Source organism: Nocardia sp. CA-290969 (assembly GCF_050936135.1).
Lineage (GTDB): Bacteria > Actinomycetota > Actinomycetes > Mycobacteriales > Mycobacteriaceae > Nocardia.
Window position 1 is genome coordinate 6765359 of sequence record NZ_JBNJNJ010000001.1, and the last position, 17623, is coordinate 6782981.

General features: G+C 67.9%; 19 protein-coding genes. 14 read left to right on the forward strand and 5 right to left on the reverse strand.

Annotation, left to right across the window (positions count from 1 at the left end; all coding sequences use genetic code 11):
- Window positions 1–3: 3 nt before the first annotated feature.
- The 10 genes from ACQEVO_RS30890 (at window position 4) to ACQEVO_RS30935 (ending at window position 5713) form a co-directional block, all read left to right on the forward strand.
- Window positions 4–195, forward strand: a complete 192-nt coding sequence (locus ACQEVO_RS30890; protein WP_432919944.1) for a helix-turn-helix domain-containing protein — start codon at window positions 4–6, stop codon at window positions 193–195.
- 92 nt (window positions 196–287) lie between these two features.
- Window positions 288–974, forward strand: a complete 687-nt coding sequence (locus tag ACQEVO_RS30895) for a hypothetical protein (RefSeq protein WP_432919945.1) — start codon at window positions 288–290, stop codon at window positions 972–974.
- A complete protein-coding gene (locus tag ACQEVO_RS30900) occupies window positions 971–1267 on the forward strand; it encodes a hypothetical protein (RefSeq protein ID WP_432919946.1) in 297 nt (98 codons plus the stop codon). Before ACQEVO_RS30895 ends, ACQEVO_RS30900 begins: the two co-directional genes overlap by 4 nt.
- Window positions 1268–1706: 439 nt before the next feature.
- Window positions 1707–2675: an AAA family ATPase gene (locus ACQEVO_RS30905; RefSeq protein ID WP_432919947.1), complete on the forward strand. Its 969-nt coding sequence runs from the start codon at window positions 1707–1709 to the stop codon at window positions 2673–2675.
- Window positions 2672–2983 (forward strand): WhiB family transcriptional regulator, encoded by a 312-nt coding sequence (locus ACQEVO_RS30910; protein ID WP_432919948.1) that lies wholly within the window; start codon window positions 2672–2674, stop codon window positions 2981–2983. Before ACQEVO_RS30905 ends, ACQEVO_RS30910 begins: the two co-directional genes overlap by 4 nt.
- Before the next feature lie 23 nt (window positions 2984–3006).
- Window positions 3007–3312: an HNH endonuclease gene (locus ACQEVO_RS30915; protein WP_432919949.1), complete on the forward strand. Its 306-nt coding sequence runs from the start codon at window positions 3007–3009 to the stop codon at window positions 3310–3312.
- Window positions 3313–3410: 98 nt separating this feature from the next.
- Window positions 3411–3626, forward strand: coding sequence for a hypothetical protein (locus ACQEVO_RS30920; protein WP_432919950.1), 216 nt, complete (start codon window positions 3411–3413; stop codon window positions 3624–3626).
- Window positions 3619–4098 (forward strand): hypothetical protein, encoded by a 480-nt coding sequence (locus ACQEVO_RS30925; RefSeq protein ID WP_432919951.1) that lies wholly within the window; start codon window positions 3619–3621, stop codon window positions 4096–4098. Before ACQEVO_RS30920 ends, ACQEVO_RS30925 begins: the two co-directional genes overlap by 8 nt.
- A gap of 128 nt (window positions 4099–4226) precedes the next feature.
- Window positions 4227–5069, forward strand: a complete 843-nt coding sequence (locus ACQEVO_RS30930; RefSeq protein WP_432919952.1) for a phage major capsid protein — start codon at window positions 4227–4229, stop codon at window positions 5067–5069.
- Window positions 5069–5713, forward strand: coding sequence for a hypothetical protein (locus ACQEVO_RS30935; protein WP_432919953.1), 645 nt, complete (start codon window positions 5069–5071; stop codon window positions 5711–5713). Before ACQEVO_RS30930 ends, ACQEVO_RS30935 begins: the two co-directional genes overlap by 1 nt.
- Before the next feature lie 437 nt (window positions 5714–6150).
- Here the strand turns inward: ACQEVO_RS30935 and ACQEVO_RS30940 are convergent, their stop codons facing one another.
- Window positions 6151–7311: a helix-turn-helix domain-containing protein gene (locus ACQEVO_RS30940; protein WP_432919954.1), complete on the reverse strand. Its 1161-nt coding sequence runs from the start codon at window positions 7309–7311 to the stop codon at window positions 6151–6153.
- Between the two features lie 165 nt (window positions 7312–7476).
- Here ACQEVO_RS30940 and ACQEVO_RS30945 point away from each other — a divergent pair, with 165 nt between their 5' ends.
- Complete coding sequence (locus tag ACQEVO_RS30945; RefSeq protein ID WP_432919955.1) at window positions 7477–7785, forward strand: hypothetical protein; 309 nt, start codon at window positions 7477–7479, stop codon at window positions 7783–7785.
- Between the two features lie 522 nt (window positions 7786–8307).
- Here ACQEVO_RS30945 and ACQEVO_RS30950 read toward each other — a convergent pair.
- The 4 genes from ACQEVO_RS30950 to ACQEVO_RS30965 form a co-directional block, all read right to left on the reverse strand.
- Complete coding sequence (locus ACQEVO_RS30950) at window positions 8308–8892, reverse strand: ribonuclease H family protein (RefSeq protein WP_432919956.1); 585 nt, start codon at window positions 8890–8892, stop codon at window positions 8308–8310.
- 9 nt (window positions 8893–8901) lie between these two features.
- Window positions 8902–9375 (reverse strand): SRPBCC family protein, encoded by a 474-nt coding sequence (locus ACQEVO_RS30955; RefSeq protein ID WP_432919957.1) that lies wholly within the window; start codon window positions 9373–9375, stop codon window positions 8902–8904.
- Window positions 9376–9734: 359 nt separating this feature from the next.
- The gene (locus tag ACQEVO_RS30960; protein WP_432919958.1) at window positions 9735–10538 is read right to left on the reverse strand and encodes a TIGR03084 family metal-binding protein; all 804 of its coding nucleotides are present in this window, start codon (window positions 10536–10538) and stop codon (window positions 9735–9737) included.
- A gap of 241 nt (window positions 10539–10779) precedes the next feature.
- Entirely contained in the window at window positions 10780–12135 is a 1356-nt protein-coding gene (locus ACQEVO_RS30965; protein WP_432923194.1) for a hypothetical protein, read from the reverse strand.
- Between the two features lie 169 nt (window positions 12136–12304).
- Here ACQEVO_RS30965 and ACQEVO_RS30970 point away from each other — a divergent pair, with 169 nt between their 5' ends.
- From ACQEVO_RS30970 to lon, 3 genes are all read left to right on the forward strand, one after another.
- Window positions 12305–13111 carry a cyclase family protein gene (locus ACQEVO_RS30970; protein ID WP_432919959.1) on the forward strand — a complete coding sequence of 269 codons (807 nt, stop codon included), beginning with the start codon at window positions 12305–12307 and terminating at the stop codon, window positions 13109–13111.
- On the forward strand, window positions 13108–14826 hold the full coding sequence (locus ACQEVO_RS30975; RefSeq protein WP_432919960.1) for a thiamine pyrophosphate-binding protein: 1719 nt from the start codon (window positions 13108–13110) through the stop codon (window positions 14824–14826). The genes ACQEVO_RS30970 and ACQEVO_RS30975 overlap by 4 nt, the downstream gene beginning before the upstream one ends.
- A 191-nt stretch (window positions 14827–15017) precedes the next feature.
- Window positions 15018–17402 (forward strand): endopeptidase La, encoded by a 2385-nt coding sequence (lon, locus tag ACQEVO_RS30980; protein ID WP_432923197.1) that lies wholly within the window; start codon window positions 15018–15020, stop codon window positions 17400–17402.
- The last annotated feature ends 221 nt before the right edge of the window (window positions 17403–17623 follow it).

The window sequence follows — 17623 nt, forward strand, 5'->3', positions numbered from 1 at the left end:
CGAATGGACCTGGGAGAACACCTCACCCCGGACCAGCTCGGCCAACGCTGGCATGTCACCAGGGAATTTCTGGCGCAACAGCGATACATGGGCGACGGCCCTGCCTACCTGAAGGTTGGTCGTCGGGTCCTGTACCCGATCCGGAGCGTCCTCGACTACGAGCGCGCGAACATGGTTCGCCCCGGTGCCGCCTGATGTGCGGCCAACTCACGACAGCAAAAGACCCGGGAGCGGCTGCCACCGCTCACCGGGCCATTGAGACGAACCCCTACGAAAGGCCATCCCTCATGAGCACCATACCGCCTGTCCCGGACTCCCGTGAAGCGGCCGCCGACGATGCGGCACGGCGCCGAGCCATCGCCGATATCGTCACAGCCCACGCTGCGATGCGTGCCGAGATGGCGCAGGAAGCCGAAGACGGCGTGGCGCTCGCCCATCAGAACGTGATCGCCGACATTGAGGCATCGGGTCTGACGCTGCCGGAACTCGCCGACCGTACCGGACTCGGACTGCATCACTTGGCGAACGTCGTCGACGGCCGCGACGAACTCACGGTCACGGGACTGTGCCTGCTCGGCATGGCGTTGGGTCGGCTTCCCGGCGACTGGCTCCCCGCGCTCGAAGGCGAGTTCGAGATCTCCCCAGCCGTCACTGTGGCGGCTGCCGTGAACTCCTGCGCGAGCTACTGCCCGACCAAGGACGGACACCCGGACGAGCCGCTGGCCGAGGACAAGGTGTGCTGGGCGCCGGACCCGCTGGTCGCCCCGCTGTCCTTGCACCCGTCGCCGCTGGCCCCGAACCCCGCCTACGCCGAAACGATGGCGCGGCGGAAGGAGGGACAGGACGTAGTGCATATGCATATCGAGACCAGGCGCCACGACGTGAGTTTCGACCTCACCCCCGAGGAAGCCCGCCGGTTGGCGCGCTGCCTGGTCGCGGTCGCCGAACAGGTGGAGCAGGAGGTGGTCCGGTGACCAGGCAGTGGGTGGACCCGGACGAATGGCGCAAGGAGCAGTACCGACCCGACGAGATGGCGCAGCGGATCTACCGCAGTACCTGGCGCACCCATGTGGAAATGCAGCTGGCCCGCCTCAATGCGCTGTTCGTCCAGGGCGATGAGTTGGCGTTCGCGGCATCGGCGCAGAGCTTCGCCGAGTACTGCGCGCGGATGGACGTTCAGTTGCGGGAGTCGCTGAATGGTGGGCCGCTTCCGGAGACGGAAGACGTTCGAGCCGCGCCGATTCGGCAGGTCCGCCGAGTCTCGTAACCCCCGTACGCGAAACGGCCCGCCTCCGAGAGGTGGAGGCGGGCCGTCCGACCAAGGAAGGAGCCCGCGAGTGACCAGATCACGCGAGCCCAGCATACCCCAAGGGGGTGTCTCTGGTGTCGGTGCAGCCGGGCGCCTACCTGAGCCGACCGCTCATTGCCGACACCATGACGTGTTCGAACGCGCGTGCTCCCAGTGTCACGAGTACTACCGGTCTCAGCTCAAGGGGACGCTGCGCCCCGACCCCAATTCGATGCCCCGAAGCCGGAAGCGGCCGCGGAACGAGTCACGCCACAGCCAAGGCGATTCCGGGACGCGTCCGGGTGTAGGTATGCGGACGCGTCCCGATTCGGAAAGTAGCAGGTCAGACGTGGTTACGCCTCTTCGTGCGTCCCAGGTGCGTCCCGACCCTCAAGACGTTGATCCGGACGCGTCCCAGGTGCGTCCCGGACGCGTCCCGACACCGCGGTATGTCGACATCTCCGCACTGCTGGCGGGCACGTTGCCCGAACCGCCGAAACCGGCCATCTGCCCGCGGACCGATGGTGTTGGGCTGTTCTACGCCGAGCAGTACAACGTGGTGTTCGGCGATCCCGAGAGCGGCAAGACGTTGCTGACCGATCACGCCACCGTGGTCGAACTCACCGCCGGCGGCCGCGTCCTGCGGATCGACCTGGACCACAACGGGCCACAGTCGACGATTGCCCGATTGCTCGCCATGGGCGCCAAACCCGATGCGCTCTCCGATCCAGAGCTGTTCCTCTACATCGAGCCCGAGGACGCCCGAGAGGTTCGCGAGATCTGCGATCACATGGCCGAGTGGGCCCCGACGCTGGTGATCCTCGACAGCCTCGGCGAACTGCTGCCCATGTTCGGCAGCAACAGCAACTCCGCCGACGAATTCACCACCTGTCACCGCGCGGTCATCAAGCCGCTGGTGAAAACCGGTGCGTGCGTGGTGGGTATCGACCACCTATCCAAGGGCGCGGACTCCCGGGCGTACGGCATGGGCGGCACCATCGCCAAGAAACGCGCAATCGGCGGAACCTCGATCCGGGTGCACGTAGACAGCGCGTTCACTCCCGGCAAGGGCGGAAGCGCCTACCTCTCGATCAACAAGGACCGACACGGTGGACTGCGCGCCGAGAGTCCCAGTATCGGCGACAAGGAGCCGTTGGCCGGGAAGTTCGTCATCTGGCCCGAGGGTGAGGGCATACGCGCCGAAGTCCGGGCGCCGGAGGCGAATGAACACAACCCCGGAGAGGAAGCGCCCGAAACCGATATCGCCGCGGTCGCCGCGCTGGATCCACCACCGAAGTCTGCGAACGAAACACAGACCCGCCTGAAGTGGCGCGCAGTCCGAGCCCGGGCCGCGTTCAAGGCGTGGAAGCAGCAGGAGGCATCGTGACCCACCGACCCAATGCCAGCTTCCCGCCCGTGGTCCGGCTGGCCGCCCGGCTTGCCGACGCACGGCTCATCGGCGCCGAATGTGTCGGCCTGGCCCAACTGTTCGACCCCCGCGGGCAGGCCGAGGACGACGACGATTTCGCCTACCGCACCCGCGCGGCCGCCAAGGTGTGCGCCCGATGCTCGGTTCGATCCCCGTGCGCCACTGTCGCCGGCGAACTGGGCGGCAAGGCGGTCGGTATCTGGGCCGGGAAGGTCCGCAGCGCCCCGAGACCCCGCGGCCGGCCGACGACCGCCGATGCCTCATGAGTCCATACATCGAAGGAGGAACCGTGCCCGAGAACGGCAAGCGCAACACCGCCACTCGCAACCGGCACCGCGCATACCTACGCCGCACCAAGCCGCCATGTGGCCTATGTGGTGAGGACATCGATTACTCATTGCCTCACCTCGATCCCGGTTCATTCGTGGTCGACCACATCGTGCCGCTCGCCAGGGGCGGCGCCGATGAGCTGGACAACGTCCAAAGTGCGCACCGGCTGTGCAATGGCCAGAAGCACGACAAGCTCGCCGGCGAGACGACCAAGGCTGCCGCGCCGGCCGCACCGAGGACGTACGTCACCTGGCGCACCTGGTGACCCCTGGGGGGCAAGCCCCCTCGCGGGTCCGGTGCCTCCTCCGGCGAAGGCACCTCCTCCCCCCGACATACACCCCCCTCCCCCTCGAAAGGAGCCCTATGGGAGCCGAGAAGGACCCCGACCGCGACGGCTGGCCGGAATACCACCGCGCCCCGCCCGACGTAGTTCCCCGCCGATCCCTGCCCGCCGGCGATATCCCCACCGGCGACCACGAGATCGTGCACTACGAGATGACACCGGACGGCATCGAGCGAGTCGCCGAGCGGATCTACATCACCGCACCATTCGCCGGAAGGAGTACCAACCATGAGTGACCAGACCCCCGATACCGCGGCCGCCGAACAGGACGCCCCCGTCGACAGCGCGCCCGAGGTGCCCGAGACCGACCAAGAGACCGAGGAGGAGCAGAAGAATCCGGCCGCCCGGCAGGCAGCGAAGTACCGGCGGCAGCTGCGCGATACCGAAGCCGAGCGCGATGGGCTCCGCGAGCGGGTCACCGGCTATGAACGGGCCGAGGTAGAGCGCCTGGTAGCCGACAGCCTTGCCGACCCGGCGGACCTCTGGGTAGCAGGGACCGAACTCGACGCGCTCCGCGCTGAGGACGGATCCATCGACCCCGAGAAGGTCAACAAGACGGTTGCCGAACTGCTGGAACAGCGGCCGCACTGGAAGCGCACCACGCGCACCCGGTACGACGTGGGGTCGCTGCGGTCCGGCGCCACATCATCGGGGGACACGCTGCCCACCTCCTGGCAGTCGGCATTCGGTACCGCTCTGAAGAAGTAAGATGGCAGGTGACGCGATCCGGTCCGGCCGGTAGCCGAGGATCGCGTCACGCTCGCCCCAGCGGGGCAACCGGAAGCGGCTTGCAGCCCACCGGATTCCCATTCCCGCAATCCGAAAGGCGAGCCATCATGGCTGTCTACACCTCTGCATCCGGCATCGGCGGTCTACTGCCCGAGCAGATCCACCAGCTCATCGTCCAGCCCGTACAGCGCGATTCGGTCGCATTCCAGACCACCAGCGTGTGGTCCACCGATTCGACCACGGCCAAGTTCCCGATCGTCACCGCCGACCCGGCCGCCGCCTGGACCCCCGAGGGCGCCGAGATCACCCCGGACGATCAGGATTTCGACGAACTCGAGGTGACCCCGAAGAAGGTCGCCGGCCTCACCATCGTGTCGAACGAACTGGCCGCGGACAGCAATCCGAACGCCCTCAACATCGTCGGTGCCGGCCTCGTGCGATCCATCGTCGCCAAGGTGGATGCCGCGTTCTTCGCGATCACCACGGCCAACGGTCCGGACGGCATCGGCGGCACGCTGCATCAGACCGTGGACATCGGGTCCGGCGTCACCAACACCGACCCGTTCGCCGAAGCGATCAGCAAGGCCGAGAACGTCGGCGCCCAGCTGACAAGCTTCGTCGCGCACCCGGATACAGTGCTAGCCCTGTCGACCCTCAAGGAAGCCACCGGCAGCAACAAGCCACTGCTCGGCGCGGACCCGTCCATGCCCGGCGCCCGGACCGTTCTCGGTGTGCCGCTGCTCGTATCCCCGTACGTCACCGAAGGCGATATCTGGGGCATCCCGCGAGACTTCTCGTTCACCGTCCTGCGCAACGACACCCAGCTGGCGATCAGTCAAGACGCCTACTTCTCGTCCGACCGGGTAGGCGTGCGCGCCACCATGCGCGTTGCGTTCGCCTTCCCGCATGACCTCGCGGTGGTCCGCATCGGCGAACCGAGCGGCAGCTGATGACTGAACGTGACTGGTATCCCGACTACCCCGAAAAGGTGGTCGGGTTCCGTCTCGACGGCATCCGCGAGAACGGCACCATCGGGTTTTACGGGGCACCGGAAAGCGAGTCACCCCGCATCGGAGACCGGCCCGACCTGATGTGGAAGCGGTGGACTCCGCATGCGTTCTGCGCCAAACGAGCGAACTTCTTCCGCGAGCCCCATGTTGCGCCGTACCGCAGATGCAAGTGCGGATGGTTCGTCACCACCGACATGCAGGAGCTATCCGAGTACACCACCGCCGGCTACGGGCTCGACGTTAGTTGCACGACAGTTGACTACATCCAGCGCCGCCCGGTGGTAGTTGAAGTGACAGCACATGGGCCGAAAATGGCGGCCGGCCGCGACGATCCGCTGTCGACCTTCCGTGCCACATGGGTATCACTGCGTGGCCGATGCTGGATCCGCGACGACATACCGAAGAAGACCGTGAAGCGGACTCAGCTGCTGTTCCCGTTTCTCCAGATCGAGCGGTTCAGCCATCTATCCGAGGTGCCGGCGATGGTCAAGGCCACGGCGCCAGAGTCCGAGTTCATCGGACAGAAGCGCGAATGGATACCGATCGTCGACGAGTGGGACAACGGCGACGAACCGGACTGGTGACCTGGGGGTCAACCCCGGGCGCCGACCGGTGCCCCCTCCGGCCCAGGCACGTACCTCCTCCGGGATTTTTCCACAGACCCCAGGGGAGGCACCCCGAAGGCGCCCCGGACCAAGCTCCATGGGCCTAGACGCTCCGGCAGGCTACGGGTCTGGGGAATCGGGGCCGCAGCATAATCGCAGGTCACAGCCCTACCGTCCGAGAGGTGCGGTAGGGCTGTTCTGTGCGTCCCGGAAGCGCGCAGGTCAGGGCCGTCTATTCGTAACGCCAGGCAAGGGCGTCCGCCGAACCGACACCTTTGCGAGTTCCTGCGGGGAACGCTCAACTGCTGCTCCGCGGGCAACGGTAGGCCGGTGCCCCACGGTCCAAGCGGGTGTCAATCTGGCATACCCACTTTTCAGGGTTGCCCCTGATGTCCCCGCTCAGCGGATACCAGGTGTCACAGTGACGTTCCGAGCCAGGAGGCGAATCCGACAAGGCCCTCACTCTGTCGACGTTGTGCCGCCGCGATCCCGTGAACCGTCTCCCGCACCGAGGGGTGCAGACGAGTCTGCTGCGGTGCAGCCAATCGTGCCTTGTTCAACGCGACGAGCGCCTTGTCCGGCTTCCCGGACATCAGCCACGCCCGGGCGTTGTCCTGCCAGTGGTGCGCGATCCGGGTCGGAGGTGCGTCGTCGGGGTAGGTGAGTTTCGCGCCCTCGATGGCGGCCCGGTTAGGATCCCCGGCTTCCATCTCGATTGCGTGTTGGTGGATGTCGACGTTCAGCGGACCGAACGCGGTCATGTAGTCGTCGGTCTCGCCGGTCCGGCCGGCCATCTCCCGCGCTGCCTCGATGTGGTCGGCGGCCGCGGAGTAGTTCAGTTTCCGTGCTTCGTTCACGGCGCCGGCGAGATGGGAATACCCGCCGAGGATCAACCCGCGTCGCGATTCGTCGGCCGACGATATGGCCGACTCGATGAGCTGCCCGGCTACTTCGGATTCCCCGTAGTGCGTGAGCACCCGCGCCCGGGCAAGGATGGAGAACGCCGCCCAGTTCGTGTCATCGGCCATCGGGGCGTAGGTGTCGGCCAGGTCCAGCGCGGGCAGGGTCAACAGGAGGTGACCCGTACGGCGGGCCGACCATTCCGCGAGCACGTAGGCCGCGGTCAACAGGGTGTAGGCGTGCGCCTTGCTGTCCCCGGCCATCTCCCGCACCGCGCCGTGCAACCGGCGGATGATGCCCGGCAATACCTCGATGGTCTGTCGGGTGCGGTCGCGGCGGTACAGCTGCTGCGCGGCGAACAGATCGGCCTCGAGCTGCGCCAGCGTTCCCGGTTCCTCGGCACGGGCGTAGCGGCCCTCGGTCAGCAGCACCGAGAGTTCGTTCACCGCGTCCGACAGCGGGCGGCCGTCGTCGTACGGTGCGCCGGTCAGCTGTTCCGGGGTGATCCGCAGGACCCGCGCAACGGCGGAGATGAAGCCGGGGGAGGCCGGCTCCCGTCCTTGCTCCACGGCCTTGACCATCGACAGGCTGTAGGACGCCCGCGCGGCCAATGCCCGCTGGCTGAGTCCGGCCAGTTTGCGTTCCGATGCGACCCGTTGGCCTACGTTCTCGCCCATGCCCCGAGGGTAGATCGATACTGCGCCGCTGTCCCCTCGTTGTCCCTCCGGGACCTTGCCGAACGCGAATCTTGCTGGCACGCCCCGCCGTCGGGTTGACCCTCGACTCCCCGACGGCGGGCGCGATCCAATTCTGCAGGGGTCGGGGGATACAAGGGGTGTGCAGTGGTAGGGGAGTTGCAGCGGGCGGTCGCGATGATCCGCCGGGACGTACAGGGCGATGGGGTCGACGTGCACAAGGTCGCCGAACACCACGGGTTCCGGGTGGTGCACACGCTCTACCTCGATACCGGGCCGCTGATCTCGGCGATGATCGTCGCCGGCGCGGTCGCAGAACACGATGCGGCGGCCGTGGTGGTGCCGTCGTTCGAGCACGCCGACGCGGTGCGGCACGCGATCACCGAGCACGCCGCGCTCGCTACACCAATGTGTCTCTACGCGAAGGGACATCGGTGGCCGGTGGTCGAGCTGTGATGGCCAATATCGTCCTGGTCGCGCTCGCCCTCGGGCTGGCCGGCCTCACGATCGCATTGCTCCGGGAGTGACAGGTTCCAAGTTGGACCCGGTTCCTCGCCAGGGGGTACGCACTTCCGCGTACCCCCTGGTCGCTCAGCTTGTCGGCGTCGACAACCTGCACGATGTCACGAAGGTTGCCGGGGTACTCACCACCGAGTACCCCGGCCGATCATTTTGTCGGCGCCAGCAAAATGACCCCGGGGAGATCTTCGGTGATCGCCGGAATCGCTTGCCCGAGCGGGGGTCACCTTCGTGCTGAAGGCCTCCTCCGTGGGCACATTTTGGGCACAACTTCTCGTGATTCAGGCAGATTCAGCATGATCTAGCGTGATGTCGATTTGGCTATATCACCAGGTAGTAGCCGATTTGCTGAGGTCCGGGCGCCTCCGGCGGTGGGTCGAGCCACCACCGCCGGAGGCTATTCGGGTGGTATCCGGTAATCGGTACTACGGCGACAACAGCGCGGGCGCCGCGCCTGTCTCAGAACAGGTGCAGGGCCTGCGCTGTTGTCGCGTAGTCGGCGGCCACAGCCGCCGGTTCCGCAGCCTTCCCTGCTGCTGCGGAGGTTTCGGGGGCGGCCACGTGGGCCACGGCCGGGGATGTGCCGGTGGTGCCGCGGTGATCGCGCGAGGCAGTGGCCGCGGCCTTGCGGGCGGCTGCGCCGGCCAGGGCATCGGCTTGTTCGTTGAAGTAGTTGCCGACATGTCCACGCACCCAGCGGAATCGGACCGGGCCCGGGCGGGCGGCGATGGCATGGTCGATATCGCGGATGAGTTCGACATTCTTCACCGCGCCGCCGCTGGATGTGCGCCAGCCGTTGTTACGCCAGTTGGGTAGCCACTCCGAGGCGCATTTGATCGCGTAGAGCGAATCGCTTTCGATCAGCAGCGGGTCCGTGCCCGGGTGTGCGCGGATCGCTTCGAGTACCGCGCGTAGTTCGGCGATCTGATTGGTACCCGTTGCCGCGCCACCGCTTTCGGTGCCGCCCGCGTGATCGACCCACGCCCAGCCGATGGCTCCGCCCGGGTTCCGCAGGCACGAACCGTCGGTACTCACGATGATCATGGCAGTACCCTACGCAAGCCGGCCGACAAGATCGGTACCGTGTACTTCTTCGATAGCGGCGCGCAATTGTGATTCGCTGCGGCGCAGTGCGCTGCGCAGGAGAGCGTTGCGTGGCCGGTCGCGCGGGAGGGCCGCGAAACCGCGCGAGCCCGTGTAGTCGAGTTCGGTGGTGAGCACCGAACGGCCACGGCCGAGGGGATCGAAACGCAGTGTCAGACAGGCGGTGAGCGGCGCGCCGGTCAGCGTGTAGCCGATGACGGCGTCCTGCCGGTGCTCGGTGATCTCGCAGTTCAGCACGGGCCGCCACGGCCCGAGCCGGAACCGGATCGCGTACCGGGCACCCAGACCACGGTCGGTCTCACCACGGAGCGTGACCGCTTCGGCCCCGGCCAGCCACTCCGGTACTGCCCGGGGGTTGTCTGCATAAGCGAAGGCCACGGTGATCGGCGCCGAAACATCGCTTGCGTACTTGATGAAGCCCACGGGCCCTCCCTCCACGGCTGCCCGACAAAAATACTATAGCCTTCCGCTTTATTTCTGGCAGTCCGGGATTCGATAGCCACACCGGCGCGTCTGTGATGTACGGCCGAATCGTGGCGCGATCGTATCAGAGCAGTTCGGGGGTCCGAGCCGGCAAGAAAGCCCGGCGAGCGGGCCGAGACAAGAGTCACAATTGAGCCGTTCGGCGGTACGACTGCCCGGGGGTCGAGCAGGTTTCGTAGCGGCCGTCAGGGGTACTCAACGGCAGCCGGCGAGCGCCGTACTCGACTGTCGTGCGCGGGCATACCGGCCAACGAAGTCCGGCTGTGGCGCGAGAACCCGGTCCGACGCTCGCCGGCCCCTCAGTCGAACAGGCCGGCCGCCCGGCCCTCGCCCGGTGGTCCCGCGAAGGCCTGGGCGATGGTCAGCCACTGTGCCGCCGCGGTGCCGGTCGCCCGCACCGCGAGGTCGTCCGGATGGCGGCGTTGGGTCACCAACAGGCAGAAGTCGAGCGCCGGGCCGGTTACGCGCTGCCGAGCGTCTTCGGGGCCCCAGGTCCACAGCGCTCCGGACGGTGCGGTCAGCTCCACCCGGAACTCTTCGGCCGGTGGCGGCAGCTCCCGGACGGCATAGGCGAAATTCCGGGTCCGGACGCCGATATGGGCCACGGCGTGCAGCCGGTCGGTGGCGACGCGGCGCACGCCGAGCGCGTCCGCGACATCCTGGCCGTGTGCCCAGGTCTCCATCAGCCGTGCGGTGGCCATCGAGCCCGGCCGCATGGGCGGGCCGAACCAGGCGACCTTGGCGCCGTCCGGTACCGCGCGCAGGGCCTTGTCCAGCGCCGCCCGGCCGTCGCGCCAGCGCTGCAGCAGTTCGGGGGCCGGTGTCGCGGCGGCCGCCGCGGCGGCTTCGTCGACGAAGGTCGATACGCGCGACGCGGCCTCGGTCAGCAGGTCGGTGAAGGACGTACCGCCGGTGCGGGCGTCCGTGGCCGCCAGGGTGGCGACCTCGTCGGTCCAGGCGAGGTGACCGATCTGGTGCGCGACGGTCCAGCCGGCGGCCGGGGTGGGCAGTTCCCACTGCGTGGCAGGCAGTTGCGCGACCAGCGCCTCGAGCTCGGCGCTCTCGGCGCCCAGATCGGCCAGCAGGGAGTTCAGATCGGCCATCGGTTTCGTTCTCTTTCCTCCGGCACCGGCTGGTGCGTCCTGCGGCGCCGAGGCGAGGGAGACTCGGCGGCCCCGCCGCATTGTCGCCCGGCCGGTGCGGGTGCTGTCTCGGCCCCGTGCCGGGGTCCCGGTGCCGACGCGGGGGTATGGGGCCAGCATTCCAGCGACGCTCGCGAAATACAAGCAAGCATGCTTGTATTTTCCTTACGCCGCGCGCGGCGGCCGAGGCGTCGGCGCTCCGTTACCAGCCGAAGATCAGCAGGTGGGTGGCGCCGACGAACAGTCCGAGTACCGCACCGTGCAGATACAGCAGCCAGGCGTCCTGCTCGACCGAGGCGTAGAACATCTCCATGAACTCGCCGGGGGTCAGCATCCGGAGTTTGCGGGTCGCGAATTCATCGATCTTCTCGGCCTGCTCCCGGATGAAATCGGCATCCCCGACCAGCGCCGGCGCCAGCCCGACCGCCGCACCGGCGGCACCGACTTTCAGGTTGTCGAACTGCCGGCGGCCGAAGGCGGCCCGCACCACCGAGGTGGTCCGGCCGAGCTGGCGGTGGATCTCATCGGAGATGAGCTGTTCGAGCAGCAGCCGGGTTTTGTCGCCGTTGGGCCCGTTCAGCAGTTCGTTGGACAGATTCGGCAGCGTGAGCACCTGGTAGGCGAGGATATGCGCCAGATCGGTGGCGGCCTGCGGCTGCCGTTTGGCCAGCAGCGCCTGCTTCCACAGGTACTTGTAGCGCGGCTGCGGATCGCCGGGGGTGAACACCACCCGGACGGCGATGATATTCACGACCACGCCGATGAGCGCCGTCACCAGCAGGACGATCACCCAGGCCGGCACCCACCCCCACACCGGTATGTCCTGGTGAATATGCAGGTACAGCGCGAGCAGCAACCCGAAGGGTGCGCCGAGCAAACCGATCCGGACCATGAATTTCAATTCCGGCGCGGCGATGGTGGTGGTGAGGTCTTTCAGAATCTGCGGGTTGTCCTGCAGATAGCGGATGACGAAACCTTTGATATCGATCAGCTGGTCGACGTTGTCGCCCAGGGAGGCGAAGGCCTTCGCGCACAGCTCCGGCATCTCCCGTTCGACCCGCTGGTAGATCAACTGGCGCATCGCCCGCGGCAGGGTCTGCCATAGATCCGGGTTCTCCCGGTTCATCACCTCGTCCACAATGGGCTTGACCTGTTTACCGGCGAGGGCGGCGACATAGTCGGCGATACCGGCCAGATCCAGCTCGTGGATGAAATCACGTGGGCTGCCGATCCGCATCAACGCCTTGTCGACACAGATACTGGCCATTTTCTCCGCTCGCGCCGGAATGAATCCCTGGAAACCCAGCCGCGAACCGTCCTCGGAGAAGGTCGGCAGTACCTGTACGCGGCGCGGTAGATAGGGGTAGAGCACGGCGAGACCGGGAATCCGGATACCGCGGAACAGCAGCGGCCAGAAAAGCATCACCACGCCGGTCCAGTTGGTGAACCAGCCGGCCGCGGCGCTGAATATCGGGAAACTGATCAGGTCGACCACGAATTTGGTCTGCCCGGTGAGCTGCTCCCAATCGATCAACACTCCGGACGAGAGTGTGACCATCGTGCGCTCCCCTTGGGCCGGATTGTGGATTCGAGTGCTCACATTGTCACCGGCCCGTCCCGGGTGTCAATCAGCGCCCGGCCCGGCACCGATCCCCGGCGCGGCGCTCGTCGCACATCCCGCCGCACCAGCAGCGCCGCGCGCCGCGAAACCGGAATAAGGTGCCGTTATGACCGATCCCCAGGCCGCCGCGGCGCTGCCGGCCTTCCTCGACGCCGTCACCACCGGACAATTGGAAGTGGTCGATCTGACCACCCCGCTGAGCAGCGCGACTCCCGCGCTACGCCTGCCCGCGCCGTTCGCGAACCTGATCGACTTCAGTCTCGAAGAGGTCAGCGCCTACAACGAGCCCGGCCCGTTCTGGCGGCACAACAATATCCACACCGGGGAACATATCGGCACCCATCTCGACGCTCCGGTGCACTGGGTGACCGGGCGGGACGGCGACGATGTATCCCAGATCCCGGTGCGACGGCTGATCGGGCGCGCCGCCGTCCTCGACCTCACCGACCGGGTCGCCGGCGATCCGGATTACCTGCTCACCGTCGCGGATGTCGAGGCCTGGGAACAGGCCCACGGCCCGCTCACCGCCGGCACGTGGCTGCTGCTGCGCACCGGCTGGGAATCGCGCGGGCACTCCGAGGCGGCCTTCCTCAATGCCGACGACACCGGGTCCCATACGCCGGGTGTGGCGGTCGAGTGCGCCCGGTGGCTGGCCACCGAACGCGAGATCACCGGGCTCGGGGTGGAAACCGTCGGTGTGGACGCGGGCCTCGCCGGTGGTTTCGACCCCGCCTTCCCGGTGCACCATTACTTCCTCGGTAACGACAAGTACGGACTCACCTCCCTGCGCAATCTCGGCCGGTTGCCGGCGGTGGGGGCGCTGCTGGTCGTGAGCCCGCTGCCGATCGTCGGCGGGACCGGCAGCCCGGCCCGGGTGCTCGCCGTGATCGCCCCGGACGGCGCGCGCCGATGACTTCCGGGCACCGCACCGGCCCGGGCACACCGGGCACCGGGGGAGCCGAGCGGGTCTACGGCCCGACGGTCGCCGATGTGGTGGGCCGGGTGCTGGCCGACCTGGGCGCCGGGCATGTCTTCGGCGTGGTGGGTAGCGGCAATTTCGTGCTCACCGAGGCATTGCGGCGGGGCGGCGTGCCGTTCACCGCGACCCGGCACGAGGGCGGCGCCGCGACGATGGCCGATGCGTATACGCGTATGTCGGGCCGGGTCGGGGTGGTCTCGCTGCACCAGGGCTGCGGTTTGACGAACGCGATGACCGGTATCGGCGAGGCCGCCAAGAGCCGCACCCCGATGATCGTGCTGACCGCCGACAGCCCCGCCGCGGCCTTGCGGTCCAATTTCCGGATCGATCAGGAAGCGCTGGTCCGCAGTGTGGGTGCGGTGAGCGACCGGGTGTACTCGGCCGCGACCGCGGTCGCCGATGTGGCGAGGGCCTTCCGCACCGCCGTCGCCCAGCGCCGCACTGTCGTGCTGAATGTGTCGATCGATATCGCGGCCTCGGCCTGTTCGGCGACCGGGCCGATCGACCCGCCGGTGCCGCCGGCGCGGGTACGGCCGGAAGCCGGCTCGGTGGTGCGACTCGCCGAAGCCTTGCGCGCCGCCGGGAGACCGGTTTTCGTGGCGGGGCGCGGTGCGCGCGCCGCCGGACCCGTGCTCGCCGACCTGGCGAGCGCGTGTGGTGCGCTGCTCGCCACCTCGGCGGTCGCGAACGGATTGTTCGCGGGTGACGAATACGCCCTGGGGATTTCCGGGGGGTTCGCGTCACCGACGACGGCGGAACTCATCGCCGGCGCCGACCTGATCGTCGGCTGGGGTTGTGCGTTGAACGACTGGACCACGCGGCACGGCCGGCTGATCGGTCCGGCCGCGGGGATTGTCCAGGTCGACGACGATATCGACGCTCTCGGCGCGTACCGGCCGATCGAATTCGGGGTGCTCGGCGATTGCCGCGAAACCGCGCGGGATGTGCTTGCCGAACTGGGGCGGCCGGCACCGGCCGGCGAGATCGGTTACCGCACCGCGGATATCGCGGCACGTATCGCGAACTCGGCGCGCTGGCAGGATGTTCCGATCGAGGACAGTTCCACCGCGGAGCGGATCGATCCGCGCGCGCTGACGATCGCGCTCGACCGGATACTCCCGCCGGAGCGGATCGTCTCGATCGACTCCGGAAACTTCATGGGCTACCCGGCGACTCACCTGTCGGTGCCCGACGAGTTCGGTTTCTGTTTCACCCAGGCGTTCCAGTCGATCGGCCTGGGCCTGCACACCGCTATCGGCGCGGCCTTCGCCCAGCCCGGCAGGCTCCCCGTACTGGGCGCCGGTGACGGCGGTTTCCTGATGGCGATCGCCGAACTGGAGACCGCGGTCCGGGCCGGTATTCCGCTGGTGGCGATCGTGTACAACGATTCCGCCTACGGGGCCGAGGTCCACCATTTCGGCGACGCCGATCACACCACCGTCACCTTCCCGGAAACCGATATCGCCGCCATCGCCGCGGGTTTCGGTGCCACCGGTGTGACCGTCCGCTCGATCGATGATCTGGCGCCGGTCCGCGAGTGGGTGCATGGCTACCGGACCACGGGACAGTCCCGGCCGCTGGTGATCGACGCCAAAATCACCAGCGACGGTGGCGCGTGGTGGCTGGCGGAGGCGTTCGCCGGGCACTGACCGCCGCGCTGCCCGGGGCGGCGCGGGGATCCTCCTGTTTCTTCGCCCTGGGCGAACACGGCTTCCTGGTGGAACAACGGGACGCTTGTCGAAGTTGAGTCGGGATAGCTCAACTATTGGAGGTTGTGTTCGTGACTACACCACTGAATCTTCCGGTGCTGTTCCTGACCGATCCCATCGTGCTGCCGGGCATGGTCGTCCCGATCGAACTGGACGAATCCGCGCAGGCCGCGATCGATGCCGCGCAGGCCGCGAAAACCGGAACCGTCCTGCTCGCGCCCCGCTTGACCGAGGGTTACGCCGCCTACGGCGTGATCGCCACCATCGAACAGATCGGCCGGATGCGCGGCGGGACCCCCGCCGCGGTACTGAAGGCGGAACGGCGCGCGAAGATCGGCCACGGGGTCACCGGGCCCGGGGCCGCGCTGTGGGTCGAGGCCGAACCGGTCGAGACACCGGCCGCCGACGGCCGCACCCGCGAACTGGCCGACGAGTACAAGAAACTGGTGGTCTCGGTCCTGCAGCGCCGTGAAGCGTGGCAGATGATCGACGCATTCAACCAGCTCACCGATCCCTCGGCCATCGCCGATACCGCCGGCTACGCCGCCTACCTCACCGCCGAGCAGAAGCGCGAACTGCTCGAAACCCCGGACGTGACGGCCCGGTTGAACCGGCTCGTCGAATGGACCCGGGCGCATATCGCCGAGGCCGAGGTCACCGAGAAGATCGGTGACGAGGTCCGCGAGAACATGGAGAAGAGCCAACGCGAATTCCTGCTGCGCCAGCAGCTCAACGCCATCCGCAAGGAACTGGGCGAGGACGAACCGGACGGTGCCGACGATTACCGCACCCGGGTCGAACAGGCCGACCTGCCCGAATCCGTGCGGGAAGCGGCCCTGCGCGAAGTGGGCCGGTTGGAGCGGTCCAGTGATCAGAGTCCGGAATCCGGCTGGATCCGCACCTGGCTCGATACCGTGCTCGAACTGCCGTGGACGGTGAAAACCACCGACTCCACCGATGTGGGAGCCGCGCGGGCCGTACTCGACGCCGACCATCACGGCCTGGACGAGGTGAAGGACCGCATGGTCGAGTACCTCGCGGTCCGGGCGCGGCGGGCCCGGCGCGGGCTCGAGGTCGTCGGTGGCCGCGGGTCGGGCGCGGTGCTGGTGCTGGCCGGTCCGCCCGGTGTGGGTAAGACCTCGCTCGGGGAATCGGTCGCGCGGGCGCTGGGCCGCAAATTCGTGCGCGTGGCGCTCGGCGGTGTGCGGGATGAGGCCGAGATCCGCGGCCATCGGCGCACCTATGTGGGCGCGATGCCCGGCCGGATCGTGCGGGCGATCAAGGAAGCCGGTTCGATGAACCCGGTCGTGCTGCTCGACGAGGTGGACAAACTGGGTGCCGACTTCCGCGGCGACCCGGCGTCGGCACTGCTCGAGGTGCTCGACCCGGCCCAGAACCACACCTTCCGCGACCACTACCTGGATATGGACCTCGACCTCTCGGATGTGCTGTTCCTGGCCACCGCGAACGTCATGGAAACCATCCCCGGCCCGCTGCTGGACCGGATGGAAGTGATCACCGTGGACGGCTACACCGAGGACGACAAGGTGGCCATCGCCCGCGATTTCCTGCTGCCCCGCCAGCTGGAACGCAACGCGCTGACCGCCGAGGAGGTCCAGGTCACCGATGCGGCGCTGCGTGAGATCGCGGCCGACTACACCCGCGAGGCCGGGGTCCGGCAGATGGAACGGCTGATCGCCAAGGTCCTGCGCAAGGCCGCGACCCGGTTGACCGAAAACGGGTTGTCCGATGCGGCCGTGGGCGGCGGCGAGATCGACGCCGCGAACGGGTCCGGCGCCGTGAGCGATGAGGGTGCCGGCGGTGCCACCGCGCCGGACGAGTCCCGCGCGACCCTGCGCATCGACGTCGGCGACCTGAAGGAGTACCTGGGCCGCCCCCGGTTCACCCCGGATTCGGCCGAACGCACGGCCGTGCCCGGTGTGGCGACCGGGCTCGCGGTCACCGGGCTCGGTGGTGACGTCCTCTACATCGAGGCCAACACCGCCGAGGGCGAACGCAACCTCACCCTCACCGGGCAATTGGGTGACGTGATGAAGGAATCGGCGCAGATCGCGCTGACCTACGTGCGGTCGCATCTGGGTGAGATCGGTATCGAACCCGGTGTCCTGGACCGCAACCTGCACCTGCACGTTCCCGCGGGTGCGGTGCCCAAGGACGGTCCGTCGGCCGGCGTCACCATGGTGACCGCGCTGGTTTCGCTGGCGCTCGGGCGTCCGGTGCGTTCCGATGTGGGCATGACCGGTGAGGTCACGCTGAACGGCCGGGTGCTGCCGATCGGCGGGGTGAAACAGAAACTGCTCGCTGCGCAGCGGGCAGGCCTGAAGACGGTGTTCATCCCGGCTCGTAACGAACCCGATCTGGACGATGTCCCGGCGGATGTGCTCGCCGACCTGGACGTGCGCCCGGTGGCCGATGTGGCCGACATCCTGGCCTACGCCATCGAGCCGATCCGGGAACCGGCAGCCGACGGACGGTCGCTGGCGGCCACCGCCTGAGCCCGTCCCACCCACCGCGGACCGCGGTAGCCGCCACCGGCTACCGCGGTCTGCGTTTTCGCCGTCGCCGATTTCTGACAGTTCGGTGACGCGATGGCCTTCTGCCTTCCGCAAACGGGTCCGCGCTGGAACCATCCGAAACGGGACAGTACGACGAACACCGAGGCGGACGGGCCCACGGGACCCGGTGGCGGAACGAGGAACGGATGCAGGACCGATCG

Coding starts and splice junctions, on each gene's coding strand:
- ACQEVO_RS30950 (WP_432919956.1), bottom strand. CDS start 8,892: ATGATCATCGTGAGTACCGACGGTTCGTGCCTGCGGAACCCGGGCGGA.
- ACQEVO_RS30970 (WP_432919959.1), top strand. CDS start 12,305: ATGACCGATCCCCAGGCCGCCGCGGCGCTGCCGGCCTTCCTCGACGCC.
- lon (WP_432923197.1), top strand. CDS start 15,018: ATGGTCGTCCCGATCGAACTGGACGAATCCGCGCAGGCCGCGATCGAT.
- ACQEVO_RS30920 (WP_432919950.1), top strand. CDS start 3,411: ATGGGAGCCGAGAAGGACCCCGACCGCGACGGCTGGCCGGAATACCAC.
- ACQEVO_RS30930 (WP_432919952.1), top strand. CDS start 4,227: ATGGCTGTCTACACCTCTGCATCCGGCATCGGCGGTCTACTGCCCGAG.
- ACQEVO_RS30940 (WP_432919954.1), bottom strand. CDS start 7,311: ATGGGCGAGAACGTAGGCCAACGGGTCGCATCGGAACGCAAACTGGCC.
- ACQEVO_RS30895 (WP_432919945.1), top strand. CDS start 288: ATGAGCACCATACCGCCTGTCCCGGACTCCCGTGAAGCGGCCGCCGAC.
- ACQEVO_RS30925 (WP_432919951.1), top strand. CDS start 3,619: ATGAGTGACCAGACCCCCGATACCGCGGCCGCCGAACAGGACGCCCCC.
- ACQEVO_RS30960 (WP_432919958.1), bottom strand. CDS start 10,538: ATGGCCGATCTGAACTCCCTGCTGGCCGATCTGGGCGCCGAGAGCGCC.
- ACQEVO_RS30965 (WP_432923194.1), bottom strand. CDS start 12,135: ATGGTCACACTCTCGTCCGGAGTGTTGATCGATTGGGAGCAGCTCACC.
- ACQEVO_RS30935 (WP_432919953.1), top strand. CDS start 5,069: ATGACTGAACGTGACTGGTATCCCGACTACCCCGAAAAGGTGGTCGGG.
- ACQEVO_RS30975 (WP_432919960.1), top strand. CDS start 13,108: ATGACTTCCGGGCACCGCACCGGCCCGGGCACACCGGGCACCGGGGGA.
- ACQEVO_RS30890 (WP_432919944.1), top strand. CDS start 4: ATGGACCTGGGAGAACACCTCACCCCGGACCAGCTCGGCCAACGCTGG.